This is a genomic window from Antarctobacter heliothermus (assembly GCF_002237555.1).
GTDB lineage: Bacteria > Pseudomonadota > Alphaproteobacteria > Rhodobacterales > Rhodobacteraceae > Antarctobacter > Antarctobacter heliothermus_B.
In genome coordinates this window covers 1,074,507-1,100,983 of the sequence record NZ_CP022540.1, presented here as the reverse complement: position 1 = coordinate 1,100,983, position 26,477 = coordinate 1,074,507, and the positions used below count along the sequence as shown (strand labels likewise).

Genomic DNA, 26,477 nt, shown 5'->3' with positions numbered 1-26,477 from the left:
AGGCGCTGTCAGCGCTTGATATTGGTGGTTTCCTGCAGCATTTCGTCAACGGTCTGGATGACCTTGGCGTTCGACGAATACGCTCGCTGCGTCTGGATCATATCGGTGAGTTCGCTCGCCACATCTGTGGTACTTTCCTCACGCGCAAAACTGACAACGTCGCCTGTTGGCCCGTCACCCGCGTCCCATAGGAAAAAGCTGCCGCTTTCCGGGGATGGCATGTAAATCTGCTTATCCAGTGCCACCATTCCGTTGGGGTTGGGGACATCGACCAGCGGCACCTGGTAGATGATCGAGGTGATGCCGGTATCAAAGAAGGCATAAACGAAACCGTTTTCGTCAATCTCGACCGACGTCATGTTGCCCGCCGGAGAGCCGTCTTTGGCAATATTCAGCGGTGCGAACTTGTCAGATCGCTGGGTCAGCCCGTCATTGGTCCCAGGACGACCGATGTTGATTTCAATCGGGCCGCCCGCTGTGGTCACGATCACCGTGCCGGTGGCAGAGTCATAGGCCCCGCCCACGGCGCCGGCGACAACCGTATCCAACGTACCACCAGAGGCCTGAGTGCCATCAAAGGTCACGGTATATTCGCCAACGATAGCTCCTGCGCTGGCGGAATCCGTGATGACGACAGTCCACTCATTTGACGATCCCGACGCCGGAATGGTGGGCGTAAAGGTCATGGTCAAGTTTTCCGACCGCCCGAAATTGTCATAGTATTCAACCGGCAGCGTCAACGGATCACCAGACGCTGTTGAATAGGTTTCTGTCGCCGGAAGGTTCAGGCCTAAGGTCATCGACGTGGTCGGCTCGCTAAGATACTGGTTGAGCGCGATCTGCACCGGTTCCAGGCCAGCAGAGCTGTCGCGCGCATTGGTCGGGACCGTTCCATCGGCGTTGGCTTTCCACCCCAGCAGCATCAGACCCGAGTCGGTCTTGAGATAGCCATCTGCATCGACCCGGAACGAGCCGGTCGTGGTCAGGTACATCTGCGGGTCGCCGCTGCCGGCAAGAACCTGCGATTCCTGGGCGACCGGCAGAAAACCCTGACCTCGCACAGCAAGATCCGTGGCATTGTTCGTGGCGACCAATGCGCCGCTTTCGTCTATCATGCGTTGCGTGGACGACCGAACACCAGCCGCGGTGTAGGTCGCCCCATTCCCCTGCATGACCATGGCAGTAAAATCGGCTTCGACCCGTTTATACCCCTTGGTCGCAGAGTTTGCGATGTTGTCAGAAATGGTTCCCAGCCGAGTTGCATTGGCCGCAAGGCCCGCAACGCCTGCGTTGAGGGAAGAAGAGATTGTCATGGACTAGCCTTTCTGCTGTCGATCTCAAATTCTTGAACAACAGATAGACGCGCGGGTTTAACGCCGGCCTAACAACTAAAATCCTACGAAAACTGCATCAGTTCCTCCGCAGGAAAATCACTTCTATTCGGCTGTTTCTGGGGTCCATCGTGTTCTCCGCCTTGGGATCACGATCTGCATAGGCTGTTACCCGCCGGACTCGCTGCGCATCCAGCCCGCGATCAATCACCAACTCACGAAAAACCTCGGCCCTGTCACGCGACACTTTCCAGGCCGGATTATCCGCGAGGACCACAGGATACCCTGTGGTATGTGCCTCGATCGCAACCGAATTGGTCACCACGTCTGAAGCTCGAGCAAGGACCAAAGCCAGATCCTCAAGCAACGGCGTCGGTTGTGCAAAATCGTCAAACAGGCGTGCCTGGCTTGTCTCAAAGAACTCGATCACAAGCCCCTCATCCGTCACCTCTGTCACGATATGCTCCAGAAGTTCGTCCGCGACCATGCTTTCGCCGCCGCGACCCATCAAGAGCTCCTCAACCTGCTTGAACTCTTCTGTTTCAGGTCCGCCGTTTGATGGATCCTTCGAGTCAAAAGCGTCGTCCTTGGTGCGTTCGGCCTGTGGTCTCAGGCTGGTTGCCCCTGTTCCCACACGCGGCAAGGTATTCTCGGCAAAGACGGAATCACCGCCCAATGCCCCAGAGCCCCCGCCAGAGACCCGCGCCATCGCAATGGTCGGACTAAAATAGTCCGCAATACCTTTGCGTTGTTTTTCTGTCGTTGCGTTCAGCAGCCACATCAACATAAAGAAGGCCATCATCGCGGTCACGAAGTCGGCATAGGCCACCTTCCAGGCGCCCCCATGATGCCCGTCAGCCGCGATGATCTTCTTACGTTTGATGATGACTGGCGCAACATTGCTGTCGCCACTCATCTTTCCCACCTTTCTCTCACCCGAGACAGGTCTAGCGCGCCGCCGATTACCACGCGCTTAACGATTAAAAATGTTCGGTTAAAGCAGCGTACAAGGCGCATTATGCGGACAACCCAGCGCAGGCGTGCCGATTATCACACAACGGGCCATCCAGCGCCTTCATCGAATGGACAGGGCCATCCGAAGTCGGTAGCAAGTACTCAGAAACAGAAGTGGCAACGAGGTGGGGACCATGGCAGGTTTTCAAAACAGAAAATCGGCCCTCGTACGGCGCTTTGCGCTGGCGGGTACGTTCTTGACCGCGTTAGGCAGCGCCTTGAATGCGGAAGACGTGCGTGACCGTGTATCGTACAACCTGTACGGCTCTCCCGGCTTGGTCGACATGCCTACGGCAGAGGTACCACCGGACGCGACGCTGGCCGGAACCTATGCCAACCTGAGCGGCACATCCCGTTCAACGCTCTACTTCCAGATTCTGCCGCGCTTGTCGGGCAGTTTTCGCTATTCCGCGATCGAGAACTTTCTTAACGGCGGAACAAGCACGCTTTTCGACCGCAGCTTTGATCTGCGATATCAGTTGCTGACCGAAACCGACCGCCGACCTTCGGTTGTCGTTGGTCTCAAGGATTTCATCGGAACCGGCATATATAGTGGTGAGTACCTTGTTGCGACCAAAACACTGAGCCCTGGACTCAAGTTCACCGGCGGTTTTGGTTGGGGTCGCTACGGGTCACACAGTCCTTTTGCCACAACGGGCACACGACCGGGCGGATTTACCGGAACGGGCGGACTGCCCGAGATTGATCGTTTCTTTCGGGGCGATGTCGCTGCATTTGGCGGGGTGTCCTACGCACCCCACGACCGGCTCAACCTCAAGCTGGAATATTCTTCGGACAATTACACCCGCGAGGTGCAGCTTGGCGGCCTCGACAAGTCCAGCCCGTGGAACTTTGGCGTAGATTACCGGTTCAAGAATGGGGGACAGCTATCGGTCTACCACATTCTGGGGACCGAAGTCGGCGCTCAATTGACTTTTGTGACCAACCCCAAAACAGTCGGCATTCCCGGTGGATCAGAACCATCCGGCCTTCCGGTTGCGCCGCGCGCACCGGGTGCCGCCGCTGATCTGGGATGGACGCTGGACCCACAGCGATCCACGTCCGCCAAAGCCTCTCTGAAACAGCTCGCCGCCAAGGAAGGGCTGGAGGTCGAAGCCGTCGACCTGCAAAGCAATCGCGTCACCATCCGTATGGTCAACCCGCGTTACGGCGCGCCCTCGCAGGCATTTGGCCGCATGGCACGGGCCATGACCCGCGCGTTGCCCGCATCGGTCGAGGTGTTCGAGATTGTGCCAGTGGTCAATGGCATGGCGATGTCCTCTGTTACGTTCCGCCGGTCCGATCTGGAACGGCTGGAGCATGATGCTGCCAATGAAATGCTGGCGCGGACCGTGTTCGCAGACGGCTTTCAGCAGGCACCGCCACCGGATCAAGGCATCTACCCGAAATTCACTTGGTCGGTCTCTCCCTATCTTCAGCTCTCGGTTTTTGACCCGGACAACCCGGTCCGCGCTGATGTCGGCTTGCGCGCCGCTGCCGACCTAGAAATCACGCCCAGCCTAATCCTAAGCGGGTCTGTCACCAAAAAGCTTAACGGCAACCTTGATCAGGTAAAGCGGCTAGATGAATCGAACCTACCGCGCGTTCGCACGGACAACGCCCAGTATTCGGCCCAAGGCGATCCGGCGATCGAATATCTTCAGCTGGCACATTATGGACGGCCTGCCAAAAACGTCTACTCACGCGTAACGGTCGGTTATCTGGAACAGATGTACGGCGGCCTCTCCGCCGAATTGCTGTGGAAGCCGGCTACCAGCCGCCTCGCCGTTGGTGCCGAGGTCAACTACATCCAACGCCGCGACTTTGATCAGCTATTCGGATTCCAGTCGATGACAACCGTCGATCCTGTCACCGGGGCAAAGCGCGAGATCCCTAACGTCAACGGACATGTTTCTGCATACTATGCCTTCGGAAACGGTTTTCATGGTCAGCTCGACGTCGGCCGTTACCTAGCGGGCGACTACGGTGGTACAATTGCGCTAGACCGCGAGTTCGCAAACGGTTGGCGCATCGGGGCTTACGCCACGTTCACCGACGCATCCTTCGACGACTTCGGCGAAGGTTCGTTTGACAAAGGCATCCGCTTTACCTTGCCGCTGGCAAGTTTCTTTGGTCAACCATCGCGTCGCCGCAACGATGTCGTCATTCAGTCGCTGTCACGCGATGGTGGCGCGCGTCTGAACGTCAACGGACGTCTCTATGAACAGGTTCGGGACTACCACAAACCGGACGTAGTCAATTCCTGGGGAAGGTTCTGGCGATGACCCTGCGCAACTTCACTCGCATTGGCCTTGCCCTGACCGCCGCTTTGGCGCTGGTGTCCTGTGGCACCAAGAACCAGGACACGTCTGCATTCATGCGGCAACTGCCCAAGGCGATCTTTGCCAAGAAAACACAGCCTAAGCCACTAACAACACAGCAGATTGCCCAGGCTTTGGGGGCGACGACCTCATCCGTCTTCTTGGTCGAGATTGAATCGAGCAAGTCGCAGACCCTTCTTCAGGATATTCAGCGCAACGGACCCTTTCAAACCTACGGCAACGCGGCCCGCCAAGTGATTGTCCTGCGCGGCGGACTGCTTGTGTCGACCCGTGGTCTGGCTGGCGATCTCATGTCGTCCGACGAAATCCAACTTCTGCACCGTATCCAAACACGGTCTGAAGGTCGGGTCAGCTATGATATGCGCTTTTTGACACCTGAGGACGTGACCTTGGTGCGCCGCTATTCCTGCTATACAACGACCGGGGCAACCGTACCCGTCGCTGCCGGTTTGGTGCAGACCAGTGGGCAGGTGGTGACAGCCAAATGCACCGCCGCCGATGGTGTTTCTTCTGATTTCACCAATACCTATGTTGTTGGTGCGGATGGATATGTCTTCAGCGGGCGTCAGTGGGCGGGTCCGGATCTTGGCTATCTAGTTACGCAAGTGTTGCGCCGTTGAAGCTCAACGGCGGCGCCGGTGCATCGTTACATTCTTAAACACAGTTGCCCACATTAGCCGCTGATCCGTGCAGGGGTTGCGCCGTTTCGCATATAGCAAATCTAGCCGCGCCTTCCGAGGGATGCAGCGCTGACAATAGACTGTCTCGGTCTCTTCTGCCGTCTTGGTTTTTGACAGCAGCCGCTCTTCGGTCCGGTGAAAGGCCATCGAGGCCATCCCCGTCACACCGGGCCGTTCTTTCAGGACCTCTGCATAAATCTCGGGAAATTTTTCAACGTAGCGACGAAGAGGGGCACGGGGTCCGACAAAGCTCATGTCACCGCGCAGGATGTTCCAGAGTTGGGGCAATTCATCCAGCCGTTTTCGCCGCAGCCAGACCCCTGTCGGTGTGATCCGGGCTGACTTCGAGGGACCCGTGACACCAGAATCCGAAGGGTCGCGTTTCATGGTCCGGAACTTCCACAACATAAAGGCTCGATCCGGGCTGCGCATCCGTTCAGATTTGTAGATGATGGGCCAGCCATCGTTGCGCCAAACAACATAGGCAACATAGACGATAAGCGGCGAAATCAGGATCGTCAGACCAACAGCATAAAGAAAATCCAAAAGATACAATAACTTGCGATTCAGGTTCACGTCCAAACCCCACTGTCCCGCGCGCCTTGGACAAGATGCGCGCCTTTGTGTGCATCTGCCGGCAAGGACACCAAACTATCCAGACGGCTGGTATCCAGCCAGACCATTTGCGCGGCCCCTTCGGGCGCGCCCCGCCAATCAATATGTGCTTGGCACGCGCCGGCAATCTCTGCCATTGCGGTCGGTCGAGCGGCGCTGACGTTATAGATTCCATCAGCGTCCGGCGCCTGAATAAGGGTCTCGATCACCCGAACCAGATCCCCCGGTGCGATGTAGCTGCGCATCGGGCCAGACCCGTCAGGAAACCGGTCAAGCAGGATGCGGCCCCCCAAGCTCAAATTGGCAAAGAGACTGTCGGCACCAGCAACATTCCCGATACGCAACACCACCTGCCGTGGTCCTCCCTGAATCCGATGGGCGAAAATTGCCCGTTCCATGTCATGCTTTGCTAGACCGTACTCGGACGCAGGATCAGGTGGCGCGGTTTCGGGGATAGGTTTTGGGTCAGGCCGGTAGACAGCCGCACTGGAACAATGCACCACCATATCCGCACCCAGCGCAGCCCCAAGCTCCATCGCCGAAAGCGCCAGCCGTGTATTGTCGGTCAGGGTGCGACCCGGACCCGGCGTGACACCCCAAAGTGCGACGACCGCCGTAACCCCGGGGACACCGGGCGGCCTATCGCCGGGTGCCCATTGCACATCCCCGGCTACCAACGGGCTGGAACGCATCACCGGAACCACGGAAAAGGCCTCTGGTCGCCACAAGGTTCGGACCATGCGACCGAGTTTTCCACTCGCGCCCAATAATAGAACGCTTCGGATTTGCAGTGTTCCTGCCACGGTCCGGACCTCATAACGCTTTCTTTCGACCGTCAGATTGTCTATCAGCGGAACAAGGCGCTAGAAAGTGTCAATGACCGGTTGGGGGACTGGAGTGTCTGGTAAATTGAGACTGATTACCCTGTTTGTTGCTGTCCTGACGCTGACGGCCTGCAGCCTGCCACGCGGTGCTGCCGTTCAATCCGAAGTGTTGCGTCAGCAGGATGCAGACAATCCGACCTTTCAGGTCATCGAAGTGACACGCGCCAATGTCCCCGGCCTTGCCTCTTGGGCGCAGGCCGGCGGGCAAGGGCACAATCACTGGCCGTTGACCAGTCACGGCAGCAATTCCTCCGTGATCCGTACTGGCGACCGCGTGGATATCACGATTTGGGACAGCCAGGACAACTCTCTTCTGACCAATCCGGGCCAGCGCTTTAACGAAATCAAAGGGGTTGAGGTCGATGCGCAAGGCTCGATCTTTCTGCCCTATGTCAACAAGGTTGGCATTCGCGGCCTGACCGCCACCGGGGCACGGGAAAAGATCCAGCAACGGCTGGAGCCGATCCTACCGTCAGCTCAGGTTCAGTTGAGCCTGCAACAGGGCCGCGATCATGCGGTTGATGTTGTCGGCGGCGTTGGCAAGCCCGGTGCCTATCCAATGCCATCGCGGAACTATAAGGTTCTCAACCTGCTGGCAGATGCTGGCGGCGTTGTACCTGACATACGCAACCCGCGCGTGCGTCTCCTGCGGGGGTCCAAAACGTACGAGATTTCCGCCGAACAGCTTTTTGCAGATGGATCAAAGAACGCTTTGCTGCAGCCCCGCGACACCGTGATCATCGAGGCCGATGAGCGCAGCTTTACCGCGCTGGGCGCCAGCGGCATCGAAAACCTGATCTATTTCCCCAAGGATTATCTAACCGCGCTTGAGGCAGTATCCCTGATGGGCGGCCTGTCTGATACCCGCGCAGATCCCAAGGGGGTGCTGGTCCTGCGCGAATATCCTGCGGAAGTGATCCGCCCCGACGGCTATGGACCCAAGATGCAACAAGTTGTCTTTACGCTTGACCTGACCAGCGCAGACGGGCTGTTTGCCGCGCGCAAGTTTCAGATCCATCCCGGCGACACATTGCTTGCCACCGAAAGCCCGATCACCTCTGCACAGACCGTGTTTAGGCTGATTGGCGCAGTTCTGGGCGCCTCGGCCCAGGCCGGAGCCATTGCAAACTGATTGACCAAGGGCGCGGATCACGCGCCCCCATTCCACACAAAGCGAGACAGGGGCGAGACATGGGTGTCTTTCGCTTTCTCGCCGAAAATGCGCGCTGGCTGTCGGCCGGAGCGCTGCTCACGTTCCTGTCGAGCTTCGGCCAGACTTTTTTCATCTCGATCTTTGCCGGAGAGATCCGCGCAGAGTTTGACCTCAGCCATGGGCAATGGGGTGGCATCTATACGATCGGCACCAGTGCCTCTGCGGCGTTGATGATCTGGGCCGGTGCGCTGACGGACCAATTCCGCACGCGGGCGATCGGGGCGGTGGTTTTAACCTTGCTGGCGGCGTCTTGCCTGTTCATGGCGCTGAACACTTGGGCCGCCCTGCTGCCATTTGTGATCTTTGCGCTCCGGTTTTGCGGCCAAGGCATGGCCAGTCATATCGCCGTTGTGTCCATGTCGCGCTGGTTTGTCGCCACGCGGGGCAAGGCACTGTCGGTTGCCGGTTTGGGATTTGCCCTAGGCGAGGCCGCGTTGCCGGTGGGTTCTGTTTCACTGATGCTGGTGATGGACTGGCGCTGGCTATGGGTAGCAGTGGCCTGCGTCAGTTTGCTGGCTGTACCGCTACTACTGATGCTATTGACCCATGAACGAACCCCGCAAAGCCATGCGGAAACCGATCATTCGGTGGGAATGGAGCAACGTCATTGGCGGCGACCAGAGGTTCTGCGGCACTATCTGTTTTGGTTCATGATACCTGCGCTATTGGGGCCTTCGGCATTCAACACTGCCTTTTTCTTTCAGCAGGTTCATTTCGCCGAGGTCAAAGGCTGGACCCACCTAGAGCTAGCCACTCTTTTTCCTGTCTATACGGCAGCCGCGGTTGGCGCGATGGTGGTTGCGGGCGGCCTGCTGGACCGTGTTGGCACCGGGCGACTGATCCCGTGGTCGCAACTGCCCATGATTGTAGGGTTTTCCTGCTTTGCCTTGGGCGGATCACTGGGTTGGACTCTGGTTGGGCTGCTGTTCGTCGCTATGACCACAGGCGCGAACCAAACTTTGCCCAATGCGTTTTGGGCAGAGTTCTACGGCACCCGCAATCTAGGCGCGATCAAGGCGATGGCAGCGGCCGTGATGGTTCTGGGATCAGCCTTGGGACCAGGGATCACGGGTGTACTGATCGATGTCGGCGTGGGGATCGAAACACAATACATCGGCGTCGCGGTCTATTTCGCCTTTGCCTCTGCCATGACCTGGATCGGCGTCAGCCGGGCGCGGCGCATGCTGTAGCGCGCTTACCTGCGGCGACGTAAATAGACATAGTAGGCCCCATCACCGCCGTGTTTGCGATGCGCGGGTGACACCTGTAACACCGCACCGGACAGCGGCGGCATCTGCAACCACATTGGGGCCTGTGACTTGAGCACGCCACGCCGACGGGGCATCGGGTCATAAGGGTCTTCGCGTTGCCCCTTGCCCGTGATCACAAGGACAAGTCGCGCACCGCGCGCCTGTGCGTTCAGGATGAAATGGATCAATGCGCCATGCGCACGATCCACAGTCATGCCGTGCAGATCAATCCGTGCCTCCGGGTCCAGCTTGCCACGCTTTAGCCGGGTAAACGCCTTGGCATCCATGCGCACCGGGGTGTCATGCAGATGGTCGGCGCTGGTCTTTGGAAGCACATGGGTCTGGGTGCGCGGCAGAGACCGTTCCCCCAACGCAAAAGGCGACAGCGGGTCACGCGGTACGGAGTTTTTCGGCGGCAACGGTTTTGGACCCTCGCCCGGTTCCATTGCTTTTTGGGCAGACCGCTTGTGCAAAGGATTCGCTGTGCGCGCGACCTGCCGCCAGAGCTCTTGCTCTTCGGGGCGCAACTTGCGCCGCCGGGTCATAGGCCCTCATCCGGCAAAAGGGCGTACGCACGCTGAATCGGCATCAGCACAACCATGCGGCCTGAGTCCTTGATCGCTCCGGCAACGCGGCCAGCCTCGTCGCCAGTGCCATAAAAGATATCGGCCCGTTGCGCGCCCTTGATGGCTGACCCTGTGTCCTGTGCGATCATCAGGCGGTTGATTGGATCCCTGCCCGCCTTTTCGATCCAGACCGGCGCGCCAAGCGGTGTGTACCGTGGATCAACAGCGATAGAACGCAAAGTCGTAATCGACCTGTTCATCGCCCCCAATGGCCCCTTTTCGGCAGGAACCTCACTGACTTCGCGGAAAAAGACATAGGCGGCGTTGTGGTACAACAGTTCGTCCCCGATATCGGGATTGCGATCAACCCAGTTGCGGATCACCTGCATCGAGACCTGATGCGCCCGGTAAATCCCGCGCCGCACCAATTCACGCCCGATGGACCGATAGGGATGGCCGTTGGCCCCGCCATAGCCGACACGGATCATCCGGCCATCCGGGAAAATGATCCGGCCAGAGCCTTGAATCTGCAGAAAAAACAGCTCGACCGGGTCATCGACCCAGGCGATTTCCAGCCCCCTGCCATCCATCACGCCTGACGTCAGGATCTGCCGTCGTGTCAGCCACGGCCGGCTGCGTTTTGCCTCTGGGGGCATCTGATAGACTGGGTAGCGATAGGTTGCGGTTCGATACGGAGAGCCGCTCAGTTCCGGTTCGAAATAGCCGGTAAAAAGCATCTCTTCGCCGTCGCTGATCAGAACCGGCCGGAACAGCAGTTCAAAAAATCCACGCGCATCCTCTGTTTCCCGTGCCAACCCGCACAGCGCGGCCCAGTCGGGATCATCCAGATCGCGACACGTTTCCAGAAATGCGGTCAGAGCAGCGGCATGATCATCTTCCGCCCATCCATGCAGATCGTCAAAAGCCAGGATTTCATAACTCGGCCCCGTCTCAGAGGAGGCGGGGCCGGTCATGATGTATATGGCAAGAAACGCTGCAAGGAAGACTCTGATCATTCGTCCGTAGCGACAAGCTGCCAGTTGGGATCATCGGCGCCCATAGTGCGGGCAAAGGTCCAGATGTCCTTTTGCCGTTTGACGGCGCTGGTAGATCCTTCGATCACCTCACCGTTGGCGTTTTTCACCACAGAGGTCAGTTCCCCGACATAGCGTACCGTCACCTCGGCAAGACCGGACGCGTCATCAAAACTGGCATCGGCAAGGGTCAGTTCCCGCACGCCGACAAATTCCGCCTCGATCGTTAGGCCCTGCTGTTCGCGCTGTTCGACAACCTCAGCGAAGGTGTCATAGACATCATCCGCCAGAAAGGTTCGCAACCCGGCGATGTCGCCGCGTTCAAACCCCATGAGGATCATCTCATAGGCACCACGCGCGCCAGAGAGAAATTCGGACACTGAAAAGCTGGGCTCGACCCGCTTCATCGCGGCTAGTGCGCGGGCGGCGTCGCTGTCTTCGGCGACATGGTCGATGATGTCGTGGTCGGGGCCACCATCGATCACCTCAAAGTCGCGCGCGGCGCGACGATGGTCATCAGCCGGCGCGGGCGCCGGTGGCTTTTCAAATCCCTCCCGGGTGCCCAGCACGCTCCGCAGTCGCAGAACGAGAAAAATGGCGATTCCGGCAAGAACCAGAAGCTGGAGGATAGGGGAGTTCATCGGCACCTCATTGCGGCGAGCGTTTGAAGATCACGGTCGCATCCTTATGTAGGTGAGGTGCATGGGTGAGTCCACCTGCGCGCAGGATATGGAGGACGTTCCCATGTGGCTATTCTTGGCTTTTCTCATGGTTCCGCTGATCGAGATTGCCCTGTTCGTTCAGGTTGGTGGTCTGATCGGGCTATGGCCGACGCTGGCGGTGGTGGTTCTGACCGCAATTATCGGCACCTGGTTGGTACGCGCGCAAGGACGGGTTGCCATGACTAATCTGCGGCGTAGTTTCTCGGATCTGGATGATCCCAGTGAGCCTTTGGCACATGGTGCCATGATCCTAGTCTCTGGCGTGCTGCTACTGACCCCAGGGTTCTTCACCGATGCGGTCGGGTTTGCGCTGCTTTTGCCTCCGGTACGGACCGCTGTGTTTCGATGGGCACGGCAGCGCGTTCATGTGACGCAGTTCCAGATGGGACCGAATACTCAGGGACCGGTTCACGGCGATCCAGCTGCGCGCGGCAGGCCGGGTGACGTGATCGACGGCGAGTTTACCGAGATTCCCAAGGACAAGTCGCCCAATCACCCCGGTTCGGGCTGGACGAGGCATTGAGCGTACCGCCGGGCGCTGCTATGCCTCCGGCTGAGATTTCAACGGGAGACCGATCCATGGCAGAGACCAACGGTGCAGGGCAGGCGCAACAGCCACCCAAAATGAATATTCTAGCCCAATTCATCCGCGACCTTTCTTTCGAAAACATCCTGTCCCAAAAAGGTGTGACTGGAGAGGTTCAGCCGGACGTGCAGGTTCAGGTGAATCTGGACGCCAAGAAGCGGACCGCCGAGAACCAGTATGAAGTGGTCATGAAGCTCAAGATCGAGTCGAAGGCCAAAGGAAGCAATGACGTTCTGTTCCTGATGGAATTGGACTATGCGGGCGTCTTCTCGATCGAAAACGTGCCGGAAGAGCAGATGCATCCCTTCCTACTGATCGAATGCCCCCGGATGCTGTTCCCGTTTGTGCGTCGCATCGTTTCGGACGTATCGCGCGACGGTGGCTTCCCGCCGCTGAACCTGGAGACGATCGATTTCCTTGCATTGTACCGCAACGAGATCGCTCGGCGTCAGGCCGCAACCCCGGAAGGCACCGCTTAGGCTTAGCATCTGATAGCGCTCAGGTCTTGACCCAGAGCGCGCCTTCTCCAAGGTTTTCGACAAAGGCGGCGTGAGCCGCCTTTTCCTTTTCCGACAGGCGGGACGGAAGTGCATTGGCGCGTGGACGTGGACGCCAAAGCGGATCGGACATGTCTTGCCCGGAATTTCCGTCGGACGTGGACAGACCAAAATCCGGTTGCTTGCCGCCGATCAGTTCTAGGTAGACCTCGGCCAGAATTTCACTGTCCAAGAGCGCGCCATGTAGTGTGCGGGCGGTATTGTCGATGCTGAAGCGGCGGCAAAGTGCATCAAGCGATGCAGGAGAGCCCGGAAACCGGCGGCGAGCGATGTCCAACGTATCGATGGCGCAGCCCTTGGGCAGCAACGGGCGGTTGGTCCAGCGCAGTTCTGCATTCAGGAACTTCACGTCGAAGGCCGCGTTGTGGATGATCATTCGAGAGTCACCGATGAAGTCCAGAAATGCGTCCACGACCTTGGCAAAGACCGGCTTGTCCTTGAGGGTCACTTCACCCGGATTTGCCGGGCGAGCGGGGCTGAGCAAGTCAGGACCGATCCCATGCACGCCAAATGCCTCATCCGGCATACCGCGTTCGGGGTTAATGTACTGGTGATAGGTTCGGCCCGTCGGCACATGGTTGAACAGTTCAAGCGCGCCGATTTCGACAATCCGGTCGCCCTGTTCCGGATCGAACCCGGTGGTTTCCGTGTCGAGTACGATTTCACGCATGATGGCCCCTTTGTTCGATGTCCTTGAGTACGGTTTGCACCTGCGCGCGCGCGTGCTCTAGCGTGTCGGTCTCTATCACATAAGTGGCGCGGGCACATTTTTCCTTGTTCGGCATCTGACGTTCGAGGATGCGGGTCAGATTCTCTGCGGTCATGCTGCCACGGGCCAGAACACGCGCTAATTGTGTTTCATGTGGAACATTGACGCAAACCGTTGCGTCCATGGCCGCGTCCCCGCCAGTTTCGAACAACAAGGGTATGTCGAACACGCCAATGGCGTCAGGATGTTCCGCAATAAAGGTCTCGCGGTCCTTTTGCACTAGAGGATGAACGACCGTTTCGATTTCGGACAGCGCGGAAGTGTTCGCAGCGATGATTTCGCGCAGCGCGGTGCGCGAGACGGCCCCGTCCTTGATTGCATGCGGGAACAACGCGCCCAAGGGTGCGACGGCCGCACCACCCGCACTGTACAATCGGTGAACGGCGGCATCCGCATCCCAAACGACACATCCTGCGTCGGCAAACATCTTGGCGGTGGTCGATTTGCCCATACCGATAGAGCCGGTCAGGCCCAGTTTGAATCTCATCCTAAAGCGGCCTGACGTGTCGCCTCATCCACGTCGGGACGTTCACCGAACCAGCGTTCAAATCCCGGAACAGCCTGATGCAAAAGCATCCCAAGACCATCAACCACGGTGCACCCCTGCGCCCTGCCTTCTTGCAGAAGCCGGGTTTCCAGCGGTGTATACACCAGATCGGTAACCAGCATCCCCGGTTCCAGCGCATCCAGAGGCACCCGAAGCGGAGGTTTTCCGACCATGCCCAAAGCGGTTGTATTCACCACGGTGGCACAATCCTCGATGATATTTCCGGCCTGTACCCAGTCGTAAACCTCTACTCGCTGACCGAACGTCTCGCGCAGGTTTTCGGCCCGTTGACGGGTGCGGTTGGTCAGTCTGATTTGTGGAACACCCACATCGAGCAACGAGGCAATGACCGCGCGGGCCGCTCCCCCTGCCCCGAAGACAGTGGCCGGACCAGCTGCCGGATTCCAGTCGGGTGCGTTCTGATGCAGGTTTTCCATAAAGCCGTAGCCGTCGGTATTGTCGGCATGTATACGCCCGTCTTCACGAAAAATAAGTGTGTTGGCGGCCCCAATCAGTGTGGCCCGGTCGGACACAAGATCAGCGATCTCCATCACCTTTTCCTTGTAGGGCACGGTGACATTCAAACCCACGAAGCCGAGTGAGGGCAACAGGCGGATTGTCTCTGCCAGCTTTACCTCGGGGATGTCCATGGGAATGTAGTGCCCTGGCAAACCATGTGCCTTCAGCCAATGGGCAAAGAGACGTGGCGAGCGGGAATGTGCCACGGGAGACCCGATGACAGCGGCAAGTGGGATACGCGCGAGGCTCATGCTGGAATGGTTCCTCTGTTCGAAAGATAGGTCAACAGTTCGATGAGCGGCAAACCGAGAATGGTGAAATGGTTGCCCTCGATCCGGGCAAAAAGACGGACGCCTTCGGTCTCGAGTTTATAGCCACCTACGGACGTGGCGAGATCTGGCCAGTTGCGGTCAAGATAGGCCTCCAGATAGCTGTCCGAGAAGTCCCGCATTGTCAGACGCGCGGTTCCGACGTGGCGCCAGATTGGCTGTGCCTCATGATAGAGAACCGCCGCAGACAGGAGTCTATGGGTCTGTCCACGCAAGCGATGGAGCTGTTCGCGAGCCGCCTCACGGGTTTCGGGTTTGGACAGGATGTCCCCGTCGTGATCCAGAACCTGATCGCAGCCAAGCACCATTTCGCCAGGATGTCGTTGCCCCAGTTTGCGGGCTTTGGCCTCTGCTAATGTGTCGGCCACGTCGCGCGGGCTGGCTGCGTCAGCCATCAACGCCGCCTTGAGGCTGTCTTCATCAACTTTGGGCGATTCGATCTGGATCACAAGACCGGCCGCACGCAACATGTCGGCGCGGATCCGGGAACTGGAAGCGAGGAGAAGGTCAAAAGACATGGGGATAAAACCGGGGACAGGTCGGTGTGCAGGCTTGCGGATGTTTCTGCGGAAAAAGCGGGGCACATGCAAGCATGGGGGTGAATGTGGCATCCATCCTTGGGGAGGCACAGTTTGTCACCCTGTGAGCAAGAACAAAAGTCGCATACGGAAACACGGCCACAGATCCGGATTGTGCAGACAGTTATTCAGCGGGCGAAATTTCGGAGGGTAGTAAGTAACATACTGTAATTAATAAGTTATTTTATCATCGTCTAGTTTTGTCTAAAATTGATCCCCGAAGTTCTCCAGTCTGTTTCTTGCTGTTCGAAAGTCTGGGGACAATTGGATAATCCCCAGAAAATCCTGTCACAAACACTTCATAAACCTTTTCTATTTTCTATTTCTTAAGGAATAGGGTCGCTTGCGATGAACGTTTGCAATGTTCATTGACGCACCCCTACTGAATGCGTTACGCCCACCTTGCCTTCGTCCGAAGGCAGTTTCCCCGTTAGATAAAGGATGTGTGGGCCCTTGGGCCTCACCGTAATGTGCCATGAGCGAAGAAAAGCTTAACCTGTCCGATCTGAAGGCACAAAGCCCCAAGGATCTGCTTTCGATGGCAGAGGATTTGGAAATCGAAAACGCCTCGACCATGCGGAAGGGCGAAATGATGTTCCAGATTCTGCGCGAACGCGCGGATGAGGGATGGGTCATTTTTGGGGATGGCGTGTTGGAGGTGCTACAGGACGGGTTCGGGTTTCTCCGATCACCCGAAGCGAACTATCTGCCGGGTCCGGACGACATTTATGTCTCTCCCGAGATGATCCGCAAATACTCGCTGCGCACTGGTGATTCGATTCAGGGTGAAATGCGGGCACCGGATGGGGAAGAACGGTACTTTGCGCTGGTTTCTGTGGAAGAGATCAACTTTCAGGAACCTGAAAAGGCCAAGCACAAGATCGCGTTTGATAACCTGACGCCGTTGTATCCGGATGAGCGTCTGAAAATGGAAATCGAGGACCCGACAATCCGTGATCGGTCTGCCCGGATCATTGACCTTGTTGCGCCGATTGGCAAAGGTCAGCGGTCGTTGATCGTTGCACCGCCCCGGACGGGTAAGACAGTTCTGCTGCAAAACATTGCCAACTCGATCGAGAAGAACCACCCGGAGTGCTATCTGATCGTTCTGCTGATCGACGAACGGCCAGAAGAAGTCACGGACATGCAGCGGTCCGTGAAGGGTGAGGTGATTTCCTCAACCTTTGACGAACCTGCTACGCGACACGTCGCCGTGTCTGAAATGGTGATCGAAAAGGCTAAGCGTCTGGTGGAACACAAGCGAGATGTAGTTATTCTTCTCGATTCCATCACTAGACTTGGTAGAGCGTTCAACACTGTGGTCCCCTCGTCGGGTAAGGTTTTGACAGGTGGTGTCGATGCAAACGCGTTGCAGCGGCCAAAGCGGTTCTTTGGTGCAGCGCGGAATATCGAAGAAGGTGGATCTTTGACAATCATCGCGACGGCGTTGATCGACACCGGATCACGGATGGACGAAGTGATCTTTGAGGAATTCAAAGGCACGGGCAACAGCGAGATCGTTCTGGATCGAAAAGTCGCGGACAAACGAGTCTTCCCGGCGCTGGATATTCTCAAGTCCGGGACGCGGAAAGAAGAGCTGTTGGTGGACAAGATCGATCTGCAGAAAACGTTTGTTCTGCGGCGGATCTTGAATCCGATGGGCACAACGGACGCGGTCGAATTCTTGATTTCCAAACTCAAGCAGACCAAAACAAATACCGAATTTTTCGACTCGATGAATAGCTGATTTCGCCATGGGGACCATCTTTGCCTTGGCGAGTGCCGCCGGGAAGGCGGGGGTGTCCGTGGTTCGGGTGTCTGGGCCGGGCGCCTGGGATGTGGTCGAAAGACTGGCAGGCACCGTTCCTAGGCCCCGCGTCGCATCTGTGCGCCGATTGGTCGCCCCAAACGGTGATTATCTGGATGAGGCATTGGTGCTGGTCTTTGCCGAAGGCGCCAGTTTTACCGGTGAACGGGTAGCGGAGTTTCAGATCCACGGCAGCATTGCGGTGGTTCAGGCATTGCTGCGGGTTTTGGGTGAGATGGACGGGTTGCGAAGTGCTGAACCGGGGGAATTTACCCGGCGTGCACTGGAAAACGAACGCCTGGATCTGAGTCAGGTCGAGGCCTTGGCAGACCTAATCGAGGCCGAGACAGAGCAACAAAGGCGACAGGCTTTGCGGATTCTGTCCGGGGCTTTGGGGCTACGCGTAGGTGTGTGGCGGGACCAGATTGTGCAGGCCGTCTCTTTGTTGGAAGCGACTATTGATTTTGCAGACGAAGACGTCCCGGTTGACGTATCAGGCGATGTGCGGGCTTTGCTCGACGCAGTATGTTCAGAAATTGAGTCAGAACTGCGCGGGATGGCTTCCGCTGAACGGGTGCGACTTGGATTTGAAGTGGCCATTGTCGGTCCACCGAATGCGGGAAAATCGACGCTGTTGAACTATCTTGCAGGACGGGAAGCAGCAATTACTTCAGATGTAGCGGGAACAACCCGTGACGTAATAGAAGTGCGAATGGAGATCGGTGGGTTAGCCGTTACCTTGTTGGACACTGCGGGTTTGCGCAACAGTGAAGACCAGGTTGAACGGATTGGTGTTGCACGCGCGCGGGAAAGGGCCTCAGCTGCGGATTTGCGGGTACATCTTGTTCCTGCTGGTGAAGCGCCCCTTCTGGACCAGATTCCAGGCGATATAGTGTTAACAGCGAAGGGTGATCTATCAGGAAACGGCGTTTCTGGTCTGACAGGTCTAGGTGTACCTGAGTTGCTTGATATGATCGAAGCTCGTCTATCCGGGATTGTCCAGGGTGCTGGCCTCGTTTCGCGTGAACGGCACCGGATCGCCTTAGGCGAAGGGCTGATGCATTTGAAACAGGCGAAAAAATTGTTGGATGATGGGTTGGATGTCTATGATATTGCCAGTGAAGAAATCCGTATCGCCTTTCGTGCGTTGGAGCGTTTGATAGGGTATGTGGATGTTGAACATGTTCTGGATCGGATCTTCTCGAGCTTTTGTATCGGGAAGTAAGGAGTGTTTCACGTGAAACATCGCAGTTTTGACGTTGTTATTGTTGGCGGAGGACATGCTGGCACAGAAGCTGCGGCAGCGTCGGCCCGAATGGGCGCGCGGACTGCTCTTGTGACATTGAGACTGACAGATCTAGGGGTGATGTCCTGCAATCCGGCTATCGGTGGATTAGGGAAGGGTCATCTCGTCCGTGAAATTGATGCCATGGACGGCGTCATGGCGCGTATCGCTGACGCAGCCGGTATTCAATTCCGCCTGTTGAATCGCCGTAAAGGACCAGCCGTTCAAGGACCAAGGGCTCAGGCCGACCGAAAGATCTATGCCAGGGCCATGCAAAATGAGATTGCAGCAACCCCCAACCTGACCGTGCTTGAAGGAGAAGTGGTTGACTTCGTCCTTGAGTCAGGCGCTGTCCGTGGTGTTGTTTTGGCTGACAAGTCTCAAATTTCTGCGCGATCAGTCGTTCTGACAAGCGGTACTTTCCTGCGTGGCGTCATCCACATTGGCGACAAGAAACATGCTGGTGGGCGGATGGGGGACAGACCATCGGTTCGACTTGCGGATCGTATTCGAGAAATGAACCTGCCAATCGGGCGGCTCAAGACGGGGACACCTCCCCGTCTGGACGGTCGTACCATCGATTGGACCGGATTGGATATGCAGCCCGGCGACGAAGATCCCGTCATGTTTTCCTTTTTATCTGAAAGACCTGAAGTTCGGCAGGTGTCCTGTGGGATTACGCATACTACCGAAAAGACGCATGAAATTATCCGAAGCAACCTTGCCCGATCGGCCATGTATGGCGGCCACATCGACGGCGTAGGGCCGCGCTATTGCCCCTCAATTGAAGATAAGATTGTACGTTTCGCCGATAAGTTGTCGCATCAGGTATTCCTGGAGCCTGAAGGGCTAGATGATCCGACCATCTATCCTAACGGTATTTCTACATCGCTGCCCGAGGAAATTCAGGAAGCCTATGTCAGGAGTATACCGGGTTTGGAAGCGGTGAAGATCATGCAACCGGGTTATGCTATTGAATACGACTATGTCGATCCACGGGCCTTGGACGGAACATTGGCGCTCCGTGATGTGACAGGGCTCTATTTGGCGGGACAAATCAATGGAACAACGGGGTATGAAGAGGCTGCAGCGCAGGGACTTGTTGCCGGGTTAAATGCTGCGTCCACCGCGCTGGACCGGGAACCGGTTAGATTTTCCCGGACCGATAGCTACATCGGCGTGATGTTGGATGATCTGACAACCCGTGGGGTCAGTGAGCCTTACCGTATGTTCACGAGCCGGGCGGAGTTTCGGCTGTCGCTTCGTGCAGATAACGCGGATCAAAGGCTAACACCTTTGGCGATCGCTCTGGGTACTGTTTCGCCATCACGTCGGGATCATTTTGAGAACAAAGTCTCGGCTCTGAATAAGGGTCGTGATCGACTTGAAGAGACACAGTTTTCCCCAACAGAAGTCCAAAAGGCTGGTGTGGCGGTGAATCTCGACGGGACGCGCCGTACCGCGTTTCAGTTATTGTCTTTTAAAGATGTGACTTTTGACACCATTTGTAAGCTTGATCCAACGTTGGCGGAAATAGACGAAAAATCGGCGAGTCAGCTGGAACGGGAGGCGTTGTACGCCAATTACATTGATCGCCAGGCGCGAGATGTGGAGACCTTGAAAAGGGACGAGGCTGTTCGGATTCCAGTTGGGTTCGATTTTGATGCCCTCCCAGGTTTATCGAATGAACTGAAGAGTAAGTTGAACAGGGCGCGCCCTGAGTCGATCTCGCAAGCAGGTCGGATCGACGGAATGACTCCCGCTGCTTTGACGTTGATTTTGGCTAAAATCCGTCAGTTTTCTCGGAAAGATGTAGGATGATAACAGCAGAGACGCTTGGGCGCAGTGTTTCACGTGAAACATTGGAGCGTCTGTCGCTCTATCTCGCATTACTTGAAAAATGGAACCCCAGCATAAACCTCGTAGCACGCTCCACAATTAGGGAGGCAGGCCAGCGCCATTTTTCCGATTCTGCTCAAATCGCCGCTCTTGATCAAATACCTCTGGGGCCCTGGGTCGATTTGGGCAGCGGCGGTGGCTTCCCCGGATTGGTTGTCGCAATTTTGAAGGCCGAAGATACACCTGACCGACAGATCACCTTGATCGAATCGGATACGCGCAAGGCAACTTTTCTTAGAACGGTTATCCGTGAGACCAACCTCACGGCCAATGTTATGGCAATGCGGATCGAAGATGCGCCAGCACAAAACGCCACCACGCTATCAGCGCGTGCCCTTGCCCCTTTGCCCAAATTGCTTGATCTCGCAGCAAGACACCTCGGACCCACGGGCACCGCCTTACTCATGAAAGGCGAAAACTGGGGAAAAGAGGTCAAAGACGCTCAGACGCAATGGCAATTCTCCTGCACCCCGCATACAAGTAAGACAAATCCAAACGCTGTAGTCTTGGAAATCGGAGACCTTGTTCATGTCTGATCCGACGCGCCCCCCGGGTCCTAGAATCATCGCTATTGCTAACCAAAAAGGTGGCGTCGGTAAGACGACTACAACCATCAATCTCGGTGCGGCCTTGTGTGAACAGGGGCAAAAGGTGCTTGTGGTAGATCTCGACCCGCAAGGCAATGCGTCCACGGGACTTGGCATCGAAACCGACGATCGCGAATACACAACATATGATCTTCTGTTAGGGGATGTTGCTGTCACTGACGTGATCCTAAGTACATCAACAGAGAACCTCTGCCTGATTCCGGCAACGGTGGATCTCAGTTCGGCAGATATCGAACTATATTCAAACGAAAAACGCAGCTTTCTATTACACGATGCACTTCGACAGCCAGCTCTAGACAGTTACGGATTTGATGTGATCCTTGTGGATTGCCCCCCGTCTCTGAACCTTTTGACAGTAAATGCCATGGTTGCGGCTCATTCCGTTCTCGTCCCGCTTCAAAGTGAGTTCTTTGCCCTCGAAGGGCTGTCTCAACTCATGTTGACGATCCGCGAAGTTCGGCAGAGTGCGAATCCATCATTGCGCATCGAAGGTATCGTTCTCACGATGTATGACGCGCGCAACAACCTCTCTCAACATGTTGAGGCTGATGCCCGCGCCAACCTTGGCGATCTGGTGTTCACAACCGTGATTCCGCGCAATGTGCGCGTGTCCGAAGCACCGTCTTACGCGCTACCTGTGTTGGCCTATGACACGTCCTCAAAGGGCGCACAGGCATATCGCGCATTGGCCGAAGAGCTGGTGAAGAAAAACGATCAACGCGCGGCCTAAGCCTAAGCGGCGCCGCAACTAGAGGACTGGCATGTCAGAAAAGCCCAAAAAAGACACCCGTCGCGGACTTGGCAGAGGTTTGTCGGCGCTCATGGCGGATGTTGCTCCGACACAAGACGCCCCTACTCAGTCAGAAGGCCTGCGCCGACCTGACCGGATGCTTCCGATCGAGGATCTGATTCCAAATCCGGATCAGCCACGTCGCACATTCACTCAGGCGCAATTGGATGAACTTGCGGCGTCGATCCGAACCAAAGGTGTGATTCAGCCTCTGATTGTGCGGCCGTCGCCACGCGAGGCTGACAAGTTTGAGATTGTCGCTGGTGAGCGCCGTTGGCGCGCCGCCCAAATGGCACAGCAGCACGAAGTACCTGTGCTTGTCCGAGATTTTGATGACACCGAAGTGCTCGAAGTTGCCATTATTGAAAATATCCAGCGTGCGGATCTGAATGCCATTGAAGAGGCGGCAGGCTACAAGCAACTGATGTTCAAGTTCGGCCACACACAAGAGAAACTGGCCGAAGCGCTAGGCAAAAGCCGCAGCCATATCGCCAACCTCATGCGCCTGCTCAACTTGCCCGAGTCGGTTCAACAGCACGTCTCAGAGGGCCGTCTAAGCGCCGGTCACGCGCGCGCCCTTATTACGTCGCCTGATCCGGAAACCTTGGCTCAATCCGTTGTGGCAAAGGGGCTATCGGTACGCGACACAGAAAAGCTGGTCAAACAAGGATCGTCTGAGGGTAAACCGCGGAAAAAAGCACCCAGCGGTGGCTTTGACATGGACAAGGACGCAGATACCCGTGCCCTCGAAGGCGATCTCAGTGCAGCTCTTGGGATGAAAGTTCGCATTGATCATCAGCCGGGTCAGGATGGGGGGCGGGTGACAATCTCCTACGATACGCTGGAACATCTCGACGCGCTTTGCGGGATCCTCAGCGCAGCACGTTGACGCCTTTAGGGCATCAGTTCGGCGACCACAGAGTTCAGGACTAACCGCCCTTTCGCGGTGGTCCGCAATACAGGCCCTTCCCGCATGATCAGATCCAAATCGATCATTTCGGCCACAGCTTCGGCACGGCCAACGGTAGGATTCATTCTATGCAGTCGCCCTATATCTAGTCCTTCATCCAAACGCAGACCCATCATCAGGTATTCCCCTGCCTGATCCACCAATTCCAAAGTTGTGCGGCTTTCTAACCCGCTTCCTGCTTCGGCCCGCTCCAGCCATCGGCCAGGCTGACGCCATGCAACCGTCGCCTGCCGCTGTTCGCCCGTGCCCAGTCGGCCATGCGCACCCGGTCCGATGCCCAGCCAGTCCCCATACCGCCAATAGATCAGATTGTGCCGGGACTGCGCGTCAGGACGTGCGTGATTTGACACCTCATAGGCCGAGTATCCCGCCGCTGAACACAGGTCTTGCGTCAACTCGTACATGTCCGCAGCAAGATCCTCATCCGGCAACCCACGCAACCCCCCTGCCCGTGCGCGATCCCAAAAGGCAGTCCCTTCTTCGACCGTCAACTGATACAAAGACAAATGGTCCACAGCCATGTCCAGGGCTTCGCCCAGTTCAACCCGCCAGTCGTCCAGTGTTTGGTTCTGCCGGGCATAAATCAGGTCAAAACTGACCCGCTCGAACACGGATCGGGCAACCCCCAACGCAGTCTTTGCTTCATCGACACCGTGCAGCCGTCCCAGACGTTTCAGATCAGCGGCGCGTAGCGCCTGAACGCCAAGAGAAACCCGGTTCACGCCAGCACGCGCATATCCTTCGAAACGCCTCACCTCAACGGACCGGGGGTTCGCCTCCAGCGTGATTTCGATATCGTTTGCAAAAGTCCAGCAGTCCCGCGCTGCTTCAATCACGGTCAAAACGGTTTCCGCCGTCATCAAAGACGGTGTGCCGCCGCCGAAGAAGATCGATCCAAGCACACGGTTGGGCGTTTCCGCCCCCGCGCGTCGGATCTCGTCCGCCAAGGCGCGCGCCCAGCGGCTTTGGTCTATGTGTGACACCACATGGCTGTTGAAATCACAGTAAGGACACTTCGCCTCGCAAAACGGCCAGTGGACATACAGGCCAAACCCGCCGATTTGCCAGTTCTCAATGCTACTTTGGGTCAAAGCATCCGGCCACGAATTTTCGGAATGCATCCGCGCGATGGGATATCTGGTTCTTTTCCCATCTATCCATCTCACCAAAAGTTATCTCGTAGCCTTTTGGCTGAAAAATCGGATCATAACCGTGACCCTGCGATCCGCGCATCGGCCAGACCACCCTACCCTCCATCACACCCGGAAAGACCACGTCTTCACCATCCGGCCAGGCCAGAACCAGCGTACAACAGAAGCGTGCCGTCCAGGGTTCCGCAGCCCCAGTTTCCAGCAACATCTTGTGGGATTTTTCCATTGCCATGACAAAATCCCGGCCAGACCCAGTCTCTGCCCAATCTGCAGTGTAAACACCGGGCGCTTTGTCCAAAGCGTCGATTTCGATGCCGGAATCATCGGAAAGCGCCGGCATTCCGGTCGCTTTTGCCGCTGCATGGGCCTTGATCCGGGCGTTCTCGACAAAGGTTGTCCCGGTTTCTTCCGGCTCGGGCAGGTTCATCTCGGCGGCTCCGACGCAAGCCACGCCGTATGGCTCCAGCAGATGTGTCATTTCCTCCAGCTTGCCGCGATTGTGCGTCGCGACAAGCAGACGATCTCCGGTAAACCGTCGCATCAGCCGACCGCCGCCCGCTGTGCGGCGACCAGTTCGCCAACACCCTTTTCCGCCAGGTCCATCAATTTACCCATCTCATCTCGGGAGAACGTCGCCCCTTCGGCGCTCATCTGTACCTCAATCAACCGTCCATCGGCGCGCAGGATAAAGTTTCCGTCAACACCCGCTTCCGAATCCTCGGGATAGTCCAGATCCAGCACCGGCTGGCCGGCGTAGAGACCACAGCTGACCGCAGCGATTTCAGAGATCAACGGATCGCTGACAATATCCCCGGCTTTCAACAGCTTGTTCACCGCTAGACGCAGGGCCACCCAGCCGCCTGTGATCGACGCGCAGCGTGTACCACCATCGGCCTGAATCACATCGCAATCGACGGTAATCTGACGCTCTCCCAATGCATTGCGATCCACACCTGCCCGCAGCGCACGCCCGATCAGGCGCTGGATCTCAACCGTGCGACCACCCTGCTTGCCCGCCTGCGCCTCACGCCGCATCCGGGTTGAGGTTGATCGCGGTAGCATGCCGTATTCGGCCGTCACCCAGCCCTGTCCCGATCCCTTGATAAAGGGCGGCACACGCTCTTCCAGCGACGCCGTGCACAGTACATGTGTGTCACCCATCCGGATCATACACGACCCCTCGGCATGTTTTGTCACATCCGTTTCGATTGAAACGGCGCGCATTTCGCTTAGATCACGTCCCGACGGTCGCATGGTATGTCCTCTTTTCTGGTCATGCTTGGGATAGACAGCCGTGCCCGGGATATGCAACCCCGATTGACGTTCCGGTCGCGCGCTCTTTAATGGCTCTGACAAGGGCAAGGTGATGACTGAGGCAAGCGAACTCCTGTCACAAATGAATGATCGCTCCCGCGAAGTCTTTCGCCGGGTGGTCGAAGGCTATCTGTCCAGCGGTGACCCTGTCGGGTCACGGTCGCTCACTCGTACCCTGTCGGAAAAGGTCTCGGCCGCCACCATCCGCAATGTGATGCAGGATCTGGAATACCTCGGCCTTCTCGACAGCCCGCATGTTTCTGCTGGCCGCATCCCCACACAACTTGGCCTCAGGATGTTTGTGGATAGTCTGCTGGAGGTCCGTGATCTGGATCACCACGACCGGGAAAAGCTGGACGCCACTCTGGGCCGAAATGCTGGAGATGTTTCTGGCCTGCTGGATGCGGTCGGATCGGCACTGTCGGGCGTGACACATGGCGCGTCGCTGGTGCTGTCCCCCAAACATGAGGCCCCGCTCAAACATATCGAATTTGTCAGCCTGGCGCGGGACCGCGCGCTGGTCGTCATCGTCTTTGCCGATGGCCACGTCGAGAACCGCGTCTTTACCCCGCCGCCGGGATTGACGCCCAGTGCTATGCGTGAGGCAGCAAATTTCACCAATGCGTTGGTCGAGGGTCGCACACTCAGTGAACTGCGCAAGACCATGCAGGCAGAAATTTCTCGCCGTCGGCGTGAAATCGACGGATTGGCGGCTGATCTGATCGACGCCGGCATCGCGGTTTGGGACGGTCAGGGCGACAGCGCCGAACGTCTGATCGTACGCGGGCGGGCGAATCTGCTGGAGGAGGATTCTGCGCAAGAAGAACTCGATCGAATCCGCAGCCTGTTTGACGATCTGGAACGCAAGCGGGACATCGCCGATTTTCTTGAACTGGCCGACGAAGGCGAAGGGGTACGCATTTTTATCGGCTCAGAGAACAAACTTTTCTCACTTTCGGGTTCCTCTCTGGTGGTGTCTCCATATATGAACGCGGACCGAAAGATCATTGGTGCGGTGGGCGTGATCGGACCGACACGCCTGAATTATGGTCGGATCGTTCCGATCGTGGATTACACGGCTCAACTGGTCGGCCGAATGATCGCCGACCGGAGTTAA

27 protein-coding genes are annotated in these 26,477 nt (G+C 57.1%); 13 read left to right on the top strand and 14 right to left on the bottom strand.

Annotated elements, in window-relative coordinates:
• Window positions 1-8: 8 nt before the first annotated feature.
• Both ANTHELSMS3_RS05235 and ANTHELSMS3_RS05230 read right to left on the bottom strand, forming a co-directional pair.
• On the bottom strand, window positions 9-1,313 hold the full coding sequence (locus ANTHELSMS3_RS05235) for a flagellar hook protein FlgE (protein ID WP_094033957.1): 1,305 nt from the start codon (window positions 1,311-1,313) through the stop codon (window positions 9-11).
• A 97-nt stretch (window positions 1,314-1,410) separates the two neighbouring features.
• Complete coding sequence (locus tag ANTHELSMS3_RS05230; RefSeq protein WP_094033956.1) at window positions 1,411-2,247, bottom strand: flagellar motor protein MotB; 837 nt, start codon at window positions 2,245-2,247, stop codon at window positions 1,411-1,413.
• A gap of 232 nt (window positions 2,248-2,479) precedes the next feature.
• Between ANTHELSMS3_RS05230 and ANTHELSMS3_RS05225 the strand changes: the two genes are divergently transcribed.
• Both ANTHELSMS3_RS05225 and ANTHELSMS3_RS05220 read left to right on the top strand, forming a co-directional pair.
• The gene (locus ANTHELSMS3_RS05225) at window positions 2,480-4,630 is read left to right on the top strand and encodes a YjbH domain-containing protein (RefSeq protein ID WP_094033955.1); all 2,151 of its coding nucleotides are present in this window, start codon (window positions 2,480-2,482) and stop codon (window positions 4,628-4,630) included.
• Window positions 4,627-5,307 carry a YjbF family lipoprotein gene (locus ANTHELSMS3_RS05220; protein ID WP_094033954.1) on the top strand — a complete coding sequence of 227 codons (681 nt, stop codon included), beginning with the start codon at window positions 4,627-4,629 and terminating at the stop codon, window positions 5,305-5,307. Before ANTHELSMS3_RS05225 ends, ANTHELSMS3_RS05220 begins: the two co-directional genes overlap by 4 nt.
• Window positions 5,308-5,310: 3 nt before the next feature.
• Here the strand turns inward: ANTHELSMS3_RS05220 and ANTHELSMS3_RS05215 are convergent, their stop codons facing one another.
• Both ANTHELSMS3_RS05215 and ANTHELSMS3_RS05210 read right to left on the bottom strand, forming a co-directional pair.
• Window positions 5,311-5,943, bottom strand: coding sequence for a sugar transferase (locus tag ANTHELSMS3_RS05215; protein ID WP_094033953.1), 633 nt, complete (start codon window positions 5,941-5,943; stop codon window positions 5,311-5,313).
• Entirely contained in the window at window positions 5,940-6,722 is a 783-nt protein-coding gene (locus tag ANTHELSMS3_RS05210; protein ID WP_094033952.1) for an NAD-dependent epimerase/dehydratase family protein, read from the bottom strand. The genes ANTHELSMS3_RS05215 and ANTHELSMS3_RS05210 overlap by 4 nt, the downstream gene beginning before the upstream one ends.
• Before the next feature lie 169 nt (window positions 6,723-6,891).
• Here ANTHELSMS3_RS05210 and ANTHELSMS3_RS05205 point away from each other — a divergent pair, with 169 nt between their 5' ends.
• Both ANTHELSMS3_RS05205 and ANTHELSMS3_RS05200 read left to right on the top strand, forming a co-directional pair.
• The gene (locus ANTHELSMS3_RS05205) at window positions 6,892-7,998 is read left to right on the top strand and encodes a polysaccharide biosynthesis/export family protein (RefSeq protein WP_254694849.1); all 1,107 of its coding nucleotides are present in this window, start codon (window positions 6,892-6,894) and stop codon (window positions 7,996-7,998) included.
• Window positions 7,999-8,057: 59 nt separating this feature from the next.
• The gene (locus tag ANTHELSMS3_RS05200; RefSeq protein WP_094033950.1) at window positions 8,058-9,269 is read left to right on the top strand and encodes an MFS transporter; all 1,212 of its coding nucleotides are present in this window, start codon (window positions 8,058-8,060) and stop codon (window positions 9,267-9,269) included.
• A 5-nt stretch (window positions 9,270-9,274) separates the two neighbouring features.
• On the opposite strand, the gene ANTHELSMS3_RS05195 is transcribed toward ANTHELSMS3_RS05200, so the two are convergent.
• The 3 genes from ANTHELSMS3_RS05195 to ANTHELSMS3_RS05185 are packed head-to-tail and all read right to left on the bottom strand — an operon-like array spanning window position 9,275 to window position 11,570.
• On the bottom strand, window positions 9,275-9,874 hold the full coding sequence (locus tag ANTHELSMS3_RS05195) for a Smr/MutS family protein (RefSeq protein WP_094033949.1): 600 nt from the start codon (window positions 9,872-9,874) through the stop codon (window positions 9,275-9,277).
• Complete coding sequence (gene mltA, locus ANTHELSMS3_RS05190; RefSeq protein ID WP_094033948.1) at window positions 9,871-10,911, bottom strand: murein transglycosylase A; 1,041 nt, start codon at window positions 10,909-10,911, stop codon at window positions 9,871-9,873. Before mltA ends, ANTHELSMS3_RS05195 begins: the two co-directional genes overlap by 4 nt.
• The gene (locus ANTHELSMS3_RS05185; protein WP_094033947.1) at window positions 10,908-11,570 is read right to left on the bottom strand and encodes a Tim44/TimA family putative adaptor protein; all 663 of its coding nucleotides are present in this window, start codon (window positions 11,568-11,570) and stop codon (window positions 10,908-10,910) included. The genes mltA and ANTHELSMS3_RS05185 overlap by 4 nt, the downstream gene beginning before the upstream one ends.
• A gap of 103 nt (window positions 11,571-11,673) precedes the next feature.
• On the opposite strand from ANTHELSMS3_RS05185, the gene ANTHELSMS3_RS05180 reads away from it, so the two are divergent.
• Window positions 11,674-12,174 carry an FxsA family protein gene (locus ANTHELSMS3_RS05180; RefSeq protein WP_094036945.1) on the top strand — a complete coding sequence of 167 codons (501 nt, stop codon included), beginning with the start codon at window positions 11,674-11,676 and terminating at the stop codon, window positions 12,172-12,174.
• A 56-nt stretch (window positions 12,175-12,230) separates the two neighbouring features.
• A complete protein-coding gene (gene secB, locus ANTHELSMS3_RS05175) occupies window positions 12,231-12,716 on the top strand; it encodes a protein-export chaperone SecB (protein ID WP_094033946.1) in 486 nt (161 codons plus the stop codon).
• A gap of 19 nt (window positions 12,717-12,735) precedes the next feature.
• Here secB and dnaQ read toward each other — a convergent pair whose 3' ends face one another.
• The 4 genes from dnaQ to ANTHELSMS3_RS05155 are packed head-to-tail and all read right to left on the bottom strand — an operon-like array spanning window position 12,736 to window position 15,476.
• Window positions 12,736-13,464: a DNA polymerase III subunit epsilon gene (gene dnaQ / locus ANTHELSMS3_RS05170; protein ID WP_094033945.1), complete on the bottom strand. Its 729-nt coding sequence runs from the start codon at window positions 13,462-13,464 to the stop codon at window positions 12,736-12,738.
• On the bottom strand, window positions 13,457-14,050 hold the full coding sequence (coaE, locus tag ANTHELSMS3_RS05165; protein ID WP_094033944.1) for a dephospho-CoA kinase: 594 nt from the start codon (window positions 14,048-14,050) through the stop codon (window positions 13,457-13,459). The genes dnaQ and coaE overlap by 8 nt, the downstream gene beginning before the upstream one ends.
• Window positions 14,047-14,880: a shikimate dehydrogenase gene (locus ANTHELSMS3_RS05160; protein ID WP_094033943.1), complete on the bottom strand. Its 834-nt coding sequence runs from the start codon at window positions 14,878-14,880 to the stop codon at window positions 14,047-14,049. Before ANTHELSMS3_RS05160 ends, coaE begins: the two co-directional genes overlap by 4 nt.
• Complete coding sequence (locus tag ANTHELSMS3_RS05155) at window positions 14,877-15,476, bottom strand: Maf family protein (protein ID WP_094033942.1); 600 nt, start codon at window positions 15,474-15,476, stop codon at window positions 14,877-14,879. The genes ANTHELSMS3_RS05160 and ANTHELSMS3_RS05155 overlap by 4 nt, the downstream gene beginning before the upstream one ends.
• 535 nt (window positions 15,477-16,011) lie before the next feature.
• Here ANTHELSMS3_RS05155 and rho point away from each other — a divergent pair.
• The 6 genes from rho to ANTHELSMS3_RS05125 are packed head-to-tail and all read left to right on the top strand — an operon-like array spanning window position 16,012 to window position 22,814.
• On the top strand, window positions 16,012-17,283 hold the full coding sequence (rho, locus tag ANTHELSMS3_RS05150) for a transcription termination factor Rho (protein WP_094033941.1): 1,272 nt from the start codon (window positions 16,012-16,014) through the stop codon (window positions 17,281-17,283).
• A 7-nt stretch (window positions 17,284-17,290) separates the two neighbouring features.
• On the top strand, window positions 17,291-18,568 hold the full coding sequence (gene mnmE, locus ANTHELSMS3_RS05145; RefSeq protein WP_094033940.1) for a tRNA uridine-5-carboxymethylaminomethyl(34) synthesis GTPase MnmE: 1,278 nt from the start codon (window positions 17,291-17,293) through the stop codon (window positions 18,566-18,568).
• A 12-nt stretch (window positions 18,569-18,580) separates the two neighbouring features.
• On the top strand, window positions 18,581-20,449 hold the full coding sequence (gene mnmG / locus ANTHELSMS3_RS05140; protein WP_094036944.1) for a tRNA uridine-5-carboxymethylaminomethyl(34) synthesis enzyme MnmG: 1,869 nt from the start codon (window positions 18,581-18,583) through the stop codon (window positions 20,447-20,449).
• Window positions 20,446-21,063 carry a 16S rRNA (guanine(527)-N(7))-methyltransferase RsmG gene (gene rsmG / locus ANTHELSMS3_RS05135; RefSeq protein WP_094033939.1) on the top strand — a complete coding sequence of 206 codons (618 nt, stop codon included), beginning with the start codon at window positions 20,446-20,448 and terminating at the stop codon, window positions 21,061-21,063. The genes mnmG and rsmG overlap by 4 nt, the downstream gene beginning before the upstream one ends.
• Window positions 21,056-21,865 (top strand): ParA family protein, encoded by an 810-nt coding sequence (locus tag ANTHELSMS3_RS05130; protein ID WP_094033938.1) that lies wholly within the window; start codon window positions 21,056-21,058, stop codon window positions 21,863-21,865. Before rsmG ends, ANTHELSMS3_RS05130 begins: the two co-directional genes overlap by 8 nt.
• A 31-nt stretch (window positions 21,866-21,896) precedes the next feature.
• On the top strand, window positions 21,897-22,814 hold the full coding sequence (locus tag ANTHELSMS3_RS05125; RefSeq protein WP_094033937.1) for a ParB/RepB/Spo0J family partition protein: 918 nt from the start codon (window positions 21,897-21,899) through the stop codon (window positions 22,812-22,814).
• A 5-nt stretch (window positions 22,815-22,819) separates the two neighbouring features.
• On the opposite strand, the gene hemW is transcribed toward ANTHELSMS3_RS05125, so the two are convergent.
• Genes hemW through rph form a run of 3 tightly spaced genes read right to left on the bottom strand, consistent with a single transcriptional unit; the run spans window position 22,820 to window position 25,300 of the window.
• Window positions 22,820-23,986: a radical SAM family heme chaperone HemW gene (gene hemW / locus ANTHELSMS3_RS05120; protein ID WP_254694848.1), complete on the bottom strand. Its 1,167-nt coding sequence runs from the start codon at window positions 23,984-23,986 to the stop codon at window positions 22,820-22,822.
• Window positions 23,973-24,587: an RdgB/HAM1 family non-canonical purine NTP pyrophosphatase gene (rdgB, locus tag ANTHELSMS3_RS05115; RefSeq protein WP_094033936.1), complete on the bottom strand. Its 615-nt coding sequence runs from the start codon at window positions 24,585-24,587 to the stop codon at window positions 23,973-23,975. Before rdgB ends, hemW begins: the two co-directional genes overlap by 14 nt.
• Window positions 24,587-25,300, bottom strand: coding sequence for a ribonuclease PH (rph, locus tag ANTHELSMS3_RS05110; RefSeq protein ID WP_094033935.1), 714 nt, complete (start codon window positions 25,298-25,300; stop codon window positions 24,587-24,589). The genes rdgB and rph overlap by 1 nt, the downstream gene beginning before the upstream one ends.
• Before the next feature lie 112 nt (window positions 25,301-25,412).
• On the opposite strand from rph, the gene hrcA reads away from it, so the two are divergent.
• Complete coding sequence (hrcA, locus tag ANTHELSMS3_RS05105) at window positions 25,413-26,477, top strand: heat-inducible transcriptional repressor HrcA (RefSeq protein ID WP_094033934.1); 1,065 nt, start codon at window positions 25,413-25,415, stop codon at window positions 26,475-26,477.

Coding starts and splice junctions, on each gene's coding strand:
- ANTHELSMS3_RS05235 (WP_094033957.1), bottom strand. CDS start 1,313: ATGACAATCTCTTCTTCCCTCAACGCAGGCGTTGCGGGCCTTGCGGCC.
- ANTHELSMS3_RS05230 (WP_094033956.1), bottom strand. CDS start 2,247: ATGAGTGGCGACAGCAATGTTGCGCCAGTCATCATCAAACGTAAGAAG.
- ANTHELSMS3_RS05225 (WP_094033955.1), top strand. CDS start 2,480: ATGGCAGGTTTTCAAAACAGAAAATCGGCCCTCGTACGGCGCTTTGCG.
- ANTHELSMS3_RS05220 (WP_094033954.1), top strand. CDS start 4,627: ATGACCCTGCGCAACTTCACTCGCATTGGCCTTGCCCTGACCGCCGCT.
- ANTHELSMS3_RS05210 (WP_094033952.1), bottom strand. CDS start 6,722: ATGGTCCGAACCTTGTGGCGACCAGAGGCCTTTTCCGTGGTTCCGGTG.
- ANTHELSMS3_RS05200 (WP_094033950.1), top strand. CDS start 8,058: ATGGGTGTCTTTCGCTTTCTCGCCGAAAATGCGCGCTGGCTGTCGGCC.
- ANTHELSMS3_RS05195 (WP_094033949.1), bottom strand. CDS start 9,874: ATGACCCGGCGGCGCAAGTTGCGCCCCGAAGAGCAAGAGCTCTGGCGG.
- mltA (WP_094033948.1), bottom strand. CDS start 10,911: ATGATCAGAGTCTTCCTTGCAGCGTTTCTTGCCATATACATCATGACC.
- ANTHELSMS3_RS05185 (WP_094033947.1), bottom strand. CDS start 11,570: ATGAACTCCCCTATCCTCCAGCTTCTGGTTCTTGCCGGAATCGCCATT.
- ANTHELSMS3_RS05180 (WP_094036945.1), top strand. CDS start 11,674: ATGTGGCTATTCTTGGCTTTTCTCATGGTTCCGCTGATCGAGATTGCC.
- secB (WP_094033946.1), top strand. CDS start 12,231: ATGGCAGAGACCAACGGTGCAGGGCAGGCGCAACAGCCACCCAAAATG.
- dnaQ (WP_094033945.1), bottom strand. CDS start 13,464: ATGCGTGAAATCGTACTCGACACGGAAACCACCGGGTTCGATCCGGAA.
- coaE (WP_094033944.1), bottom strand. CDS start 14,050: ATGAGATTCAAACTGGGCCTGACCGGCTCTATCGGTATGGGCAAATCG.
- ANTHELSMS3_RS05160 (WP_094033943.1), bottom strand. CDS start 14,880: ATGAGCCTCGCGCGTATCCCACTTGCCGCTGTCATCGGGTCTCCCGTG.
- ANTHELSMS3_RS05155 (WP_094033942.1), bottom strand. CDS start 15,476: ATGTCTTTTGACCTTCTCCTCGCTTCCAGTTCCCGGATCCGCGCCGAC.
- rho (WP_094033941.1), top strand. CDS start 16,012: ATGAGCGAAGAAAAGCTTAACCTGTCCGATCTGAAGGCACAAAGCCCC.
- mnmE (WP_094033940.1), top strand. CDS start 17,291: ATGGGGACCATCTTTGCCTTGGCGAGTGCCGCCGGGAAGGCGGGGGTG.
- rsmG (WP_094033939.1), top strand. CDS start 20,446: ATGATAACAGCAGAGACGCTTGGGCGCAGTGTTTCACGTGAAACATTG.
- ANTHELSMS3_RS05130 (WP_094033938.1), top strand. CDS start 21,056: ATGTCTGATCCGACGCGCCCCCCGGGTCCTAGAATCATCGCTATTGCT.
- ANTHELSMS3_RS05125 (WP_094033937.1), top strand. CDS start 21,897: ATGTCAGAAAAGCCCAAAAAAGACACCCGTCGCGGACTTGGCAGAGGT.
- rdgB (WP_094033936.1), bottom strand. CDS start 24,587: ATGCGACGGTTTACCGGAGATCGTCTGCTTGTCGCGACGCACAATCGC.
- rph (WP_094033935.1), bottom strand. CDS start 25,300: ATGCGACCGTCGGGACGTGATCTAAGCGAAATGCGCGCCGTTTCAATC.
- hrcA (WP_094033934.1), top strand. CDS start 25,413: ATGACTGAGGCAAGCGAACTCCTGTCACAAATGAATGATCGCTCCCGC.